10 protein-coding genes are annotated in these 12,365 nt (G+C 60.4%); 7 read left to right on the top strand and 3 right to left on the bottom strand.

All coding sequences use genetic code 11. The features are described from left to right. Nucleotides 1-130 precede the first annotated feature (130 nt). From NKH98_RS01875 to NKH98_RS01865, 3 genes are read left to right on the top strand one after another with little or no spacing between them, the layout of a single operon-like run. The gene (locus tag NKH98_RS01875; protein WP_352475773.1) at nucleotides 131-1,345 is read left to right on the top strand and encodes a glycosyltransferase family protein; all 1,215 of its coding nucleotides are present in this window, start codon (nucleotides 131-133) and stop codon (nucleotides 1,343-1,345) included. Between the two features lies 1 nt (nucleotide 1,346). Then, entirely contained in the window at nucleotides 1,347-2,591 is a 1,245-nt protein-coding gene (locus NKH98_RS01870) for a glycosyltransferase (RefSeq protein ID WP_352896249.1), read from the top strand. Continuing rightward, nucleotides 2,588-3,784 (top strand): glycosyltransferase family protein, encoded by a 1,197-nt coding sequence (locus NKH98_RS01865; protein ID WP_352896246.1) that lies wholly within the window; start codon nucleotides 2,588-2,590, stop codon nucleotides 3,782-3,784. The genes NKH98_RS01870 and NKH98_RS01865 overlap by 4 nt, the downstream gene beginning before the upstream one ends. 98 nt (nucleotides 3,785-3,882) lie before the next feature. On the opposite strand, the gene NKH98_RS01860 is transcribed toward NKH98_RS01865, so the two are convergent. After that, on the bottom strand, nucleotides 3,883-4,551 hold the full coding sequence (locus NKH98_RS01860; RefSeq protein ID WP_352476068.1) for a class I SAM-dependent methyltransferase: 669 nt from the start codon (nucleotides 4,549-4,551) through the stop codon (nucleotides 3,883-3,885). Between the two features lie 336 nt (nucleotides 4,552-4,887). On the opposite strand from NKH98_RS01860, the gene NKH98_RS01855 reads away from it, so the two are divergent. From NKH98_RS01855 to NKH98_RS01845, 3 genes are all read left to right on the top strand, one after another. Then, a complete protein-coding gene (locus NKH98_RS01855) occupies nucleotides 4,888-7,602 on the top strand; it encodes an ABC transporter transmembrane domain-containing protein (RefSeq protein ID WP_352896243.1) in 2,715 nt (904 codons plus the stop codon). 156 nt (nucleotides 7,603-7,758) lie between these two features. Beyond that, nucleotides 7,759-8,208 (top strand): cyclic nucleotide-binding domain-containing protein, encoded by a 450-nt coding sequence (locus NKH98_RS01850; protein ID WP_023675957.1) that lies wholly within the window; start codon nucleotides 7,759-7,761, stop codon nucleotides 8,206-8,208. 122 nt (nucleotides 8,209-8,330) lie between these two features. Next, nucleotides 8,331-9,185, top strand: coding sequence for an MBL fold metallo-hydrolase (locus tag NKH98_RS01845; RefSeq protein ID WP_352475777.1), 855 nt, complete (start codon nucleotides 8,331-8,333; stop codon nucleotides 9,183-9,185). Between the two features lie 50 nt (nucleotides 9,186-9,235). On the opposite strand, the gene NKH98_RS01840 is transcribed toward NKH98_RS01845, so the two are convergent. Beyond that, nucleotides 9,236-10,012 (bottom strand): polysaccharide deacetylase family protein, encoded by a 777-nt coding sequence (locus NKH98_RS01840; RefSeq protein WP_352896240.1) that lies wholly within the window; start codon nucleotides 10,010-10,012, stop codon nucleotides 9,236-9,238. Next, entirely contained in the window at nucleotides 10,009-11,097 is a 1,089-nt protein-coding gene (locus tag NKH98_RS01835) for a glycosyltransferase family 4 protein (protein WP_352896237.1), read from the bottom strand. The genes NKH98_RS01840 and NKH98_RS01835 overlap by 4 nt, the downstream gene beginning before the upstream one ends. 74 nt (nucleotides 11,098-11,171) lie before the next feature. On the opposite strand from NKH98_RS01835, the gene NKH98_RS01830 reads away from it, so the two are divergent. Beyond that, on the top strand, nucleotides 11,172-12,350 hold the full coding sequence (locus NKH98_RS01830; protein ID WP_352896235.1) for a DUF3095 domain-containing protein: 1,179 nt from the start codon (nucleotides 11,172-11,174) through the stop codon (nucleotides 12,348-12,350). Nucleotides 12,351-12,365: the final 15 nt, after the last annotated feature.

The raw sequence follows: 12,365 nt of genomic DNA, 5'->3' as shown, positions 1-12,365 counted from the left end.
TATCTGACAGGCATTCCACAGAAGTAATGCAAATTCAAAATCGCGGCCTCATGTTTCAAAACCAGGATGGTTTCGAAGCCGGCGGGTCGCTCACGGTCCTCAAAGCGAGAATTCTAAGAGACGTTCAACAATGACCCAGCACGCAGAAAACGCTCGAATTCTCATGTACAGCCACGACACGTTCGGGCTCGGCCACTTGCAGCGCTGCCGAACTATCGCGCATTCGCTGGTCGAGGATTTCCGCGGACTTCAGGTGCTTATCATTTCGGGTGCGACTATCGCTGGCGCCTTCGACTACCGTGCCCGTGTCGACTTCGTGAAGATCCCCAGCGTCATCAAGCTGCGCAACGGCGAATACACCTCGCTGGAAAAGGACATCGATCTGCATGAGACGCTAAGGATGCGCCAGTCGATCATCCGCCACACGGCCGAGACCTTCCGGCCGGATATCTTCATCGTCGACAAGGAACCGCTCGGCCTGCGCGGTGAGATTGAGGACACGCTGTCCTACCTCAAGACGCGGGGCACCACGCTGGTGCTTGGCCTGCGCGAGGTGATGGATGCGCCGCATCTGCTCGAAGCAGAGTGGGCACGCCGGGACGTGATGCGCAAGATAGGCCTGTTCTACGACAAGGTCTGGGCCTATGGCCCGCCGGATTTCTACGATCCGTTGACCGGCTTGGATGTGCCGCCGGCTGTCAGGGCAAAGATGAGGTTCGTCGGTTTCCTGCAACGGAGCCTGCAGCGGAACGAGTTGCCCGGCCATCGGCCCGAGGGCGACTATATCCTCGTTACCACCGGTGGCGGCGGTGACGGCGCCGATCTGATTCACGACGTCATCGATGCCTATCAGCAGGATCCGCAATTGCAGCATAGGGCCCTGATCGTGCTTGGGCCTTACATGCCGGCGCGCAAGCGCAACAAGCTGCTCAAGAAGGGGTCCAAGATCCCCTATATCAGGATCATCGAGTTCGACAACCGCATGGAAGACCTGATTGCCGGCGCCAAGGCGGTAGTGGCGATGGGCGGCTACAACACCTATTGCGAGATACTGTCTTTCGACAAGCCGGCGCTGATCGTGCCGCGCGTCGAGCCCCGCAAGGAACAACTGATCCGCGCACGGCGCGCGGCCGAACTCGGCCTCATCGAGATGTTTTTGCCGGAAGAAGCCGAGGATTCCCGGCGGTTTGCCGATGCACTGAAGGTGCTGCCGGACCGGCCCCGCCCATCGCAGAGCAATCCGCATCTGACGCTGGAAGGGCTGCCTCATATTTCCGAAATCGTCGCGGAACTGCTCGACCGGCGGGCCGGCCATCACCTTTCAGTCATTGAAGGAATGACCTGAGTTGCAACATCGCAAGATCGTCGTGGTTCTGAAGGGTTATCCGCGGCTGTCCGAAACCTTCATCGCGCAGGAATTGCTCGGTCTTGAGCGTGCGGGGTTCGACCTGATACTTGTCGCGCTCAGGCGGCCGACCGACGAAAAACGCCACCCCGTGCATGACGAGATCAAAGCGCCCGTCCATTATCTGCCGGAATATCTGCATGAAGAGCCGCTGCGCGTGCTTCGCTCGCTGTTTGCCTATCTGCTGCGTCCGGGCTTCTGGCGCGCGCTCGGATCGCTGGCTGCCGATATGCCCCGCGACTTTACGCGCAATCGCGCGCGCCGCTTCGGGCAAGCGCTCGTGCTGGCGGCCGAATGGCCGGAAAACGCGGGCTGGCTGCATGCCCATTTCGCGCACACGCCTGCATCGGTGACGCGCTATGCCAGCCAGCTTCGTGGCCTGCCCTGGACCTGCTCGGCCCATGCCAAGGACATCTGGACTTCGGCGGACTGGGATCTGGCCGGCAAGCTTTCCTCGGCGCGCTGGACGGTCACTTGCACGAAAACCGGGTTCGACCGTCTGAAAAAACTCGCTAACGGCAACTCGTCTGTGCATCTGAGCTATCATGGGCTCGACCTTGATCGCTTCGGCAGTTTCGGCGAGGCGCGAAAGCAGCATGACGGCTCGGCGCCGGACGAACCGGTTGTCGTTCTGAGTGTCGGGCGCGCCGTTGAAAAGAAAGGTTACGACACGTTGCTGGAGGCCCTTGCCCTGTTGCCCGGCGATTTGGCGTGGCGTTTCGAGCATATCGGCGGCGGCGAAGAACTGGAACGGTTCAAGGCGCTGGCGCAAAAGCTCGGTGTGGATGATCGCGTCTCTTGGAAAGGCGCGCTTGCGCAGGAGGAGGTGCTTGAGCACTACCGCCGCGCCGACATCTTCGCCCTGGCCTGCAGGATCACCGCAAATGGCGACCGCGACGGTCTGCCGAATGTTCTGGTGGAGGCGGCTAGCCAGCGGCTTGCCTGCGTGTCGACCGATATTTCCGGCGTGCCGGAGCTTTTATCGCCGGATGAAACCGGGTTGCTGGTTCCGACGGAAAACCCGATTGCCCTGGCACAGGCGCTGGAGCGCCTGATCCGCGATCCCGTGCTGCGCGTCCGCCTCGGCGACGCCGCAGAGCGGCGCGTGCGCGGCAATTTCGATCATATGGCAAGCATTGGACAGCTCAAGGAACTGTTCGAGCGGGAGTGGCGGGCCGCCGAATGAAGCGGCTGCGCGCTTTCTTCTATGTCCAGCACCTGCTCGGCATCGGCCATCTCGCGCGCGCCAGCCGCATTGCGGCGGCTCTGGTCGATGACGGGTTTGACGTAACCGTCGTGACCGGTGGAGCGCCGATCGCCGGGTTTCCGGGACTGGGGGTAAAATCTGTAACCCTGCCACCTGTCACCTCCGGTGATGAAGGATTTTCGGGACTTGTCGACCTGCAAGGCAACCCGATCGACGATGATTTCAAGAAATGGCGTTCAGAGATGCTGCTGCAGGCATTCCGGGATTGCAGGCCTGATATCGTCATTGTCGAAGCGTTTCCATTTGGACGCCGGCAGATGCGTTTCGAACTCTTGCCGCTGATCGAGGCCATCGACGCGACGTCGCCCAGACCGCTGCTGGTGACGTCCGTCCGCGATATCCTCCAGGAGCGCGTCAAGCCGGGCCGAAACGAGGAAACGGTCGATCTCATCAACAGGCATTTCGACCTTGTTATGGTCCACGGCGATCCGGCTTTCGCAACCATCGACAAGACATTTCCATTGGCTGGGTCGATCAGGGCCGAGGTCACCTACACAGGGCTCGTTGCCGCGCCGCCATCGCCCGCGGCCTCCGAGCGCTTCGACGTTCTGGTGTCGGTTGGCGGCGGGGCTGCCGGAAAGAGCCTTGTCAGCTCCGCCATCGCAGCGGCGCGGGATGCGAACAACGCTTGGAAATGGTGTTTGATCACCGGCCCGAACCTGCCGAAAGACGAGTTTGACGCGATCGCAGGCGATGCCACGCCGGGCCTGTCCATCTTCCGGTTCCGCGAGGATTTCGCCAGCCTGCTGACCGGCGCCCGCCTGTCAGTCTCGCAGGCGGGTTACAACACGGTCTGCGATGTACTGCGCGCGGGTTGTCGCTCCCTGCTCGTCCCATTTGCAGCCGGCGGGGAAACCGAACAGACGGTTCGCGCCCTGATGCTCGAAGAACTCGGTCTTGCAACGGTGCTGACGGAAAAGGACCTGACGCCTGAAGGTTTGGCGCAAGCTATCGAACAGGCGCTTGTGGGACGGACGCCATCCGCGCATCGTCTCGATCTGGAAGGCGCGCGCCGCTCCGCGCAAATCCTGCGCGAGCGGTATCGAACATGGTCCCTAAATGTGGGGCCCGGTTTCGGAAAAGTTCATGATCAAACAGACGATAGATCCTAACGCGCGTAGCGTCCGTGAGATTCGTACGACGCGCTTCAAGTCCTGTTTTTATGCGTATCGTTGTCCCAAAACCGCTACGCACTTTTGGGCGAAATGCATTAAACAGTTCCAATCAGCATGAAGCGCGTATAATTTTTTGTCGGCAGTTCGCCGGAGAACCGCACCTCCCGTAGCGCCGCCATTGCCTCGAAGGCTGCAAGCGAAGCCACGCAGTTGATGTGCGTCGGCTCGCTGAAATAATCGTTCGATTGCAGCAGTACATTCGTGCCCGGCGGAAGCAGAGCAAGCCAGGCGCGCAGATCGGCTATGTGTTCGCAGCTCGTATTGACCATCAGGTCGGGCCGCCCGGCCGCATAGTCGAGTGCGTACATATCTGCCGTCAGCGCCCGGAACCGGTCGCCGGCTTCCCGGTTGAGGGTCCGGGCGACCGGCGCGACTTCAGGATCGATGTCGATGCTATCGATCGCCGCGATGTCGAAGCGGGCATCGTTGAAAAGCATTGCCGGCAATACGCCGTACCATCCACCCAGAACCCATATGCGCCCGAAGCGGCCGCCGCCGCTTTCGAACAGCCTGTCGAGCGCCCACATCTTGCAGGCGACCTGCTTGTGGTTGAAGGCGTTGGCAATATCGGCCTTCGGATGCTTGGCGACGACGCGCGCCAGCCCTGCCACGAGAGGGCAGTTGACATAAGCAGCAATTCCCCGTGTGAGGTCCAAGGCTTGCTCATGCCAGTCCATGGCATTGCGTGGTTGCGTGACATCCATCATAATTCGTCTTGTATGTTGGGATTCTGGGCGACACAACGCAATCTTGCCTCCCGCAAGACTGTTTGATTCCGCGGACGTGATCATGCTGCAAGCCGCTTGGCTATTGCCCGGTGCCGGAGAGAGCCTATTGCATCTGTCCGGATCATCGGCGTCCATCCGCCAGCACCAGCCGCGCAGCTGCGGCCTCGTGCTGCTCAGCTGTTCGCCAAAGCCCTACGAAAGCCGCGGACCGTTTGGCCAGCTCGTTGGCGATGAAGAAATTGCCGATACGCCATTCGCCAGCAGGTGCTTTTACATCCTGCACGCTTCCAACTGAAGGGTCCACAGTCGCATATGGAAGCCAGCCTAGCCCGCTATATCTGGACGCACACCAAGAAGCAGCAGCTCTGGATATTGATGATCGTCGTGCTTTCGATGATCCCATATTTCATGTCTTTCGACCTGCCGAAGCTGATCGTCAACGGACCGATCCAAGGTCGCGGCTTCGAGCAACCGGGCGCGACCCAGCCATTCATGAGGCTACACTATAACCTGCCGTTCATTGGAGAGGTCCAGTTCTTCTCCGGTTTTCAGCTCGACCGCGAGGAGACCCTGTTTGCCCTGAGCCTTGTGTTCCTCTTGCTAGTCGTCATCAACGGCCTGTTCAAATTCTACATCAACACCTACAAGGGCCGCCTCGGCGAACGCATGCTGCGGCGTATCCGCTTCGATCTGGTCGACCGTGTGCTGCGGTTTCCGCCGGTTTACTTCAAGCGGGTGAAATCCGCCGAAGTGGCGACCATGGTGAAGGACGAGGTGGAGCCGCTGGGCGGCTTCATCGGCGACGCCTTCCTGCAGCCGGTACTGCTCGGCGGCCAAGCGCTGACGGCCATGCTGTTCATCATGATCCAGAACGTCTGGCTCGGAATGATAGCGGTCGTGATCGTGGCGATCCAGATCGTGCTCATCCCGCGAATGCGGCGGCGGCTGATCGTGCTCGGGCGCCAACGGCAGTTGACGGCGCGCGCGCTTTCGGGCCGGGTTGGCGAAATCGTCGACGGCATCGGCGCGGTTCACGTCCACGATACATCAAACTACGAGCGCGCCGACATAGCTGCCCGGCTCGGGCTCATCTTCAAGATCCGCTTCGATCTTTACCAATGGAAATTCATGGTAAAGTTCCTCAACAATTTTCTCGCGCAGCTCACGCCCTTTCTGTTCTACATGATCGGCGGGTATCTGGTCCTCCAGGGGCGGCTGGACGTCGGCCAGCTCGTGGCCGTGATCGGCGCCTACAAGGACCTGCCCGGACCGATGAAGGAACTGATCGACTGGGATCAGGATCGGCAGGATGTCCAGGTCAAATATCAACAGGTCGTTGAACAGTTCACCGTCGAAGGTCTCATCGCGCCGAGTATCATGGCATTGACGATCGACGATCCCGATCCGATGACCAAACCGCTGTCGGCGATCAATCTGTCCATAGCAGACGATGGCGGTGCGATGCTCCTCAACCGTATCTCCCTCCAGGTCAAGCCGGGTGAGACGGTGGCACTGGTCAGTACCGCAACAGGTGGAGCGGAGGCGCTTGCAGAAGCCTTCGCGCGGCTGATCTGGCCGGACAGCGGAAAGGTCGCTTCGGGCACCGACGACCTGCTTGAACTCCCGGAAGCAGTAACCGGCCGGCGCATATCGTACGCCTCGTCGGATGTTTTCCTGTTCCAGGCAAGCCTCCGCGACAACCTGCTCTACGGGTTGAAGCATGCGCCGCTGAGATCGGCGCCTTATGACGGTGCTGCGGCAGATCAGCACCGCTGGAACATTCACGAGGCGCGCCGGTCGGGCAATCCGGATCTTGATATCCACGGCGACTGGATCAACTATGCTTCCGCTGGCGCTACCGGCCCGCACGACCTCTTTGAAGCCGTGCGCCGGGTGCTCGACGCGGTTGTTCTGTCGCGTGACATTCTGGATCTTGGCTTGCGCTCTTCAGCTGACCTCACGCGTCACACGGAGCTTGCCAGGCGGATCGTCGAACTGCGTGCGGCGCTGCGGACCCGGCTGGAACAAGAGGGGCTGAGCGGACTGGTGGTTCCTTTCGAACCGGGCGCCTACAACAAGGAAGCAACGATCGGCCAAAACCTGCTCTTCGGCGCTGCCGCCGGCCCCGAACTGGCCGACAGGGCGCTGGCGGCCAATCCCTATTTTGCTTCCGTGCTGAGGCAAGCCGGCCTCGACCGCACGCTCTACGAAATGGGCTTGGAGATCGCCAAACAGGCGATCGAGTTGTTTGCCGACCTGCCGCCCGATCACCAGTTCTTCCAGCAGCTCGCCTTCATGAGCGCGGAGGAGATACCCGCCTACGAAACCTTGCTGCAACGGCTCAAGAACCGTCCCTACGAGGCGGTTTCGGAGAACGATCGCGCCATGATCGTCACCTTGAGCTTTGCCTACATCGAGCCCCGGCACCGCTTCGGCCTGCTGAGCGACGAGCTGATGAGCAAGATCGTCGCTGCACGCAACCGGTTCTATGAAAACCTGCCGCCCGAGTTGCACAATGCGATCGAACGGTATGATCCCGCCAAATACATTGCCGCGGCCACGGTCATGGATAATGTCCTGTTCGGGCGTGTGGGCAACAATCATCCCGACGCGCCCGACCGCATACGCTCCATCGTCTATGACATTCTTGACGAACTCGGGCTTTATGGCGAACTTCTGGATGTCGGCCTGGACTTCAACGTCGGCTCCGGCGGGAGGCGGCTGACCGGGGGACAGCGACAGAAGCTCGATGTTGCCCGGGCCTTGCTCAAGCGTCCCGATTTTCTCATTCTCAACCGGCCGCTGTCGGCGCTCGACCAGCGCATGCAGGATAAGGTGCTGCGAAATGTGCTCGAGGAAGCCAGGCGCGACGGCCATTCACCGGCAATTGTGTGGGTCGTGACGAATCCGGCAATGGCGATGATGTTCGATCGCGTTGTCGTCTTCGACTCGGGTCAATTGGCGGAAGACGGAACACACGAGACACTCTTGGCGGGGAACGGTATCTTCAAGGAACTGTTGTCATAGAGCAACGGACATTCAGATGGATCATTCTGCCGGTGCACGACATCGGGCTCGCCACCTTTCGCGTGGTTTGCCTCGCCATCCCGGAAAGAGAATTGATTCCATCTTGGCGTCCCTTGCTCTAGTCTGGCAAACGCGAATTTTGGAAGGTTTGCGACAATGCTGCTCAAGGATGAAGTTGGAATGCTGCAACGCGTTCCCTTGTTCTCTGCCATCGAGCCGACAAAGCTCAAGCTGCTTGCGTTCACATCCGATCGTGTGAGCTACAGCGCCGGCCAGATCCTTTTCAGGCAGGGCGACGAGGGAGACGCCGCCTATGTCATCCTTTCAGGCAGAGCGGATATTCTTGTCGATTCCGATAGCGGACCGATAAAAGTTGCCGAACTGGAGCCAAATTCGATCGTTGGCGAGATCGCCATATTGTGCAACAGCTCCCGCACTGCCACCGTCAGAGCGGCAAGTCCGCTGGAAGCCTTGAGAATCCGCAAGGATCATTTCCTGAGGCTTATGAGGGAGTTCCCGGAAATGACCATCGAGATATTGCGGGTTCTTGCCGATCGCCTAAGCCATACGACCGCGGATCTGATCGACGCACGAAGCGCCAAATAACGAAGGACGTGCGCCCGATCCTCGCCGTCGTGACGGCACTGTCCTCTCGCTGAGAAGATCACCCGGAGAAAGCCTGTCTCGCCTAGCAGCGGTTGTTTGGATATGATGGGCGAAGGGGTAGCATGGACGACAACGTTTTCCTGGTCAGGTTTTGGGGTGTCCGCGGCAGCATTTCGGTATCAGGGCCAGAATTCTCTCGCTATGGCGGCAACTCAATCTGCGTCGAAATGCGATGCGGTAAGCATACGCTTCTGTTCGACGCAGGCTCTGGCCTACGGCCTGCCGGCGCCGCACTTCAGGCGTTGGGCGTGACCGATTTCGACCTGCTTTTCACCCATTGCCATTACGATCACATCATCGGGTTGCCGTCTTTTGCGCCGATCTATGATCGGGGCGCCAAGGTTACGCTTTGGTCCGGGCATCTTGCAGGACACATGACGACCCGGCAGATGGTCGATGAGTTCATGCAGCCGCCGTGGTTTCCGGTGAAACTGGAAGCCTGCAAGGCAAGCCTCGACTATCGCGATTTCGTATCCGGAGACGTGCTTCGCCCGCGCGAAGGGGTGGTGGTCCGAACCGGCAGTCTTATCCATCCGGGCGGCTGCATAGGTTACCGGGTCGAATGGGGCGGCCGCGTCGTGGCGATGATCACAGACACTGAGCACGAGCCGGACAAACTCGATCAGGCGGTGCTCGGCCTGATCGAAGATGCCGACCTCGTTATTTACGATTGCACATACACCGAGGAGGAAATGGAACGCCGCCGCGGTTACGGGCACTCGACATGGCAACAGGGTGTCAAGCTCTGTGAGGCGGCCGGTGCGCGCAGGCTTGCGCTGTTTCACCACGATCCGACACGGACCGACGAGGAACTGGACGAGATCGAGAAACTGGCCAAAGACAGGTTTACCGGCGCTTTTGCCGCGCGGGATGGCCAGACGCTCAAATTTCCAGTCTCATTGCGCAAAAAGCGCTGAGCTGTTTTCCTCTATCTCTTTGTTTTGACGCAATTCCGGACGGAAACCGTTCACACCTTTCCCGGAATTGCTCTACCGGCGCTGCGCCCGATCAATGTCCTGACCGGAAGCCATACGCAGGCTTCAGTCTGTGCGGTGACTGTGAACAGCCGTTCGAGGAAGAGCCAGGCCGATTCATCATGTACGAGATGATGGGTGAGCAGGCCGACCGGTTCGCCTCTATCGAATGCATGCTGCAACTGCGCGATGATGGCCTGAACCAATAGGCCATGATCGCGGCAGCCGCGCGTGCCATGCCAATCCATGATGTCGACATTGCTGTTGATGACCGCAAGTGAAGCCGGTCTTGGCGGGCCATAGACCGACAATGCCGAAAATCCTATCGATCCAAGGTCGGATACCAAGCCGGCGTCGATCCTGTTCCAGGGTGGCACCAGCATCGGAACGGCACGTGCGCCGTGCAGGCCGGTTATGTGCGACAGCCCGCGAGCCAGATCATCGAGCACCGCCTCGCGTGGCCGATGCGCGCCGAGCTCCTGCTTCTTCTGGCCCTCGGGAGCATGATTTCGGTGCGCCCAGCCGTGGATGGCGACCGTGGCATGCGGCGTCTCGTCAAGCCGAACGACAAGCTTCTCGTCAGTCAGGGCGGGAATGACGGCCAGAGTCACCGGAACCGCGAATTCACCGGTGAGGTCGAGCAACCGATCAAGCGCAGGCGTCGGATCCACGGCGTCATCGTCGCGCAGCCAGAACTCCGCCTTACGGTCCGCCCGTTGCCGGCTCGCCAGTTCCTCCATCAAGGGTTGCCAGATTTGATCGGATGTCATGAGACCGGGATCTTCGCAAGAAGTTCGGCCAGACGCGCCGCCGCAGCGCCGAGAGAACGTTCTTCGAGGATGAAACGTCTGGCTTCTGCGGCCATGATGGATCTTTCGTCGTTATGGGCCAGAAGCCTTTCAATGGCAGAAGCGAACGCCGCCACATCGCCCGGCGGGGTGAGAAACCCGGCCTGGCCATCCCGCACGACCTCCGGCACGCCGGCGACGTCCTGAGCCACAACCGGAAGGCCGGCGGCCTGTGCTTCAAGATAGGCAACGCCATAGGCCTCGCCGAAACCCGGCCAGACGTAAATTCCCCCACTGTAGAGGACATCCGGCACGGCGGCTGGCTCAAGCGCGCCAAGCCATTCGATACGCTCGGCGGGCATGCCGGCGAATTGCGCTTTGATCTCCTCGCGGGCAGGTCCGTCCCCGACGACCGATATGGTCCAGGGCAGATGACCGATCGAACCGAGCGCCTGCGCCAGCATGCGATAGCTTTCGACTTTGTCGCCCGGGCGCATCATGGCGACGGTAACGAGGCGCGTTGGACAACCCCGTGCCGGTGTTTCCCGGAATAGCGATGTGTCGATGAAGGGCGAAAGCATGCCGAAAGAGGCTTCGGGTATCGCATCTGCCAGTCCCTGACGATCCCTTTGCGTGAAGCAGATGTTCAGTGCCGCCTGTTCGACGGCTCGCGCCACCAACGCTTGCGTATCGGTCCACAAACCGGTGTTGCGCCGCCTCGAATAGGAGGCTTCCGCTGTCACATAGGGAACACCAAAGGCCAACGCCAGTTCGGGCCCGATCAGGTCGGGCGCCTTGTAATAGGGATGATAGGTGAACCACAGATCGGGCTTGCCGTCACGATCCCAAAGCCCTGCCAGCCGCGCGGCTTCCTCCCGGGCCTCGATGTTGAGCGCATCGAAACTTTTCGAATCCGGTTCGCGTAGATAGAAGCGCAATTCGGATGCCAGTTCGACGCTGTGCCCTCCATGCTCCAGCGCCTTGACCAGCATCCGTGCCATCTGACGGTCGCCGGAGGCAACGGGATGATTGGGTGACTTCAGCGGCGCGTAGAAGGCAATTCGCATCGCCGGACCCTATCATCGGAAAGCCTGCGCAAGTCAATTTCGAAGCATGATCGACTTCACCCTCAAGCACTGGAATGTGCTATCTGATGCTCATGGAAACAGCTGCCGCGTCCGACCCGTTTGTCGCTTCCCTACCGGTCTTCGCCAGGTTCGAAAGCGTTGCCGATATCGATAACTATCGGCCTCTCCCCGATGGCTGGGCGCTGGCCACCGCAGATATCGTCGGCTCGACCAAGGCGATCGAGGCGGGGCGCTATAAAACCGTCAATATGGCCGGTGCCAGCGTCATTTCGGCGCTGCTCAATGCGCTGGGTAAGCAAGATCTTCCCTTTGTCTTCGGCGGCGACGGCGCGCTCGTGGCGTTTCCCGGCTCGGCGCTGGAGATCACCCGCAACGCGCTGGCGGCTGTCCAGAGATGGGTGGCGGACGAACTGGATCTGACCTTGCGTGCCGCAATCGTGCCGATAAAGGATATAAGAGCGCAAGGCCTCGACGTTCGCGTGGCGAGGTTCCAGGCCTCCGATGCAGTCTTCTATGCTATGTTCGCCGGAGGTGGCGGCAGTTGGGCGGAAGCCGAGATGAAAGCGGGGCGCTACCGCATCGATCCTGCGCCGGCCGGCGCGCGGCCGGATCTGACCGGCCTATCCTGCCGCTGGAACCCAATCGAAGCCCGGCATGGCGAAATTGTCTCGATCATAGCCATACCGGGGGCGTCGCGCGACTTGCGCGGTTTTCAGTTTCTGGTTTCCGACATCATCGCCCTTGCCGGCAGGCAGGAACGCGATGGCCACCCGGTGCCAGTGAACGGGCCGGACTACAGTGTGCTGCCCGCCGGCCTCGATATCGAGGCGCGGGCCATGGCGCCGGCAGGACGGCGGTGGCTGTCGAAGCTGTGGATAGTGTTCCTGATGACGCTTACGGCTGTTACGGATAGATATGGCTGGACGATCGGCAGATTCGATCCGAAGATCTACAAACGCGAAGTGGCCAGCAATTCGGATTTCCGGAAGTTCGACGATGGCTTGAAGATGACCATCGACGTTGACGCGGATGTGTTGCAACGGATCGAGAACCGGCTGAAACAGGCGGAAGAGGCGGGCATCTGCAACTATGGCCTGCACCGCCAGAAATCGGCCTTGATGACATGCCTCGTCGCATCGCCGCTGCAGCGCGATCACGTTCATTTCATTGATGGCGCCGCCGGCGGCTATGCGATGGCTGCCGCAAGCCTTAAGGCGAAGGTGCCGGTCTGACGGCTTGCGGACATC

It is taken from the genome of Mesorhizobium sp. M0833 (assembly GCF_040319905.1).
Lineage (GTDB): Bacteria > Pseudomonadota > Alphaproteobacteria > Rhizobiales > Rhizobiaceae > Mesorhizobium.
Note: the sequence above shows the minus strand (reverse complement) of the source record. Positions and strands in the feature narration are given on the sequence as shown.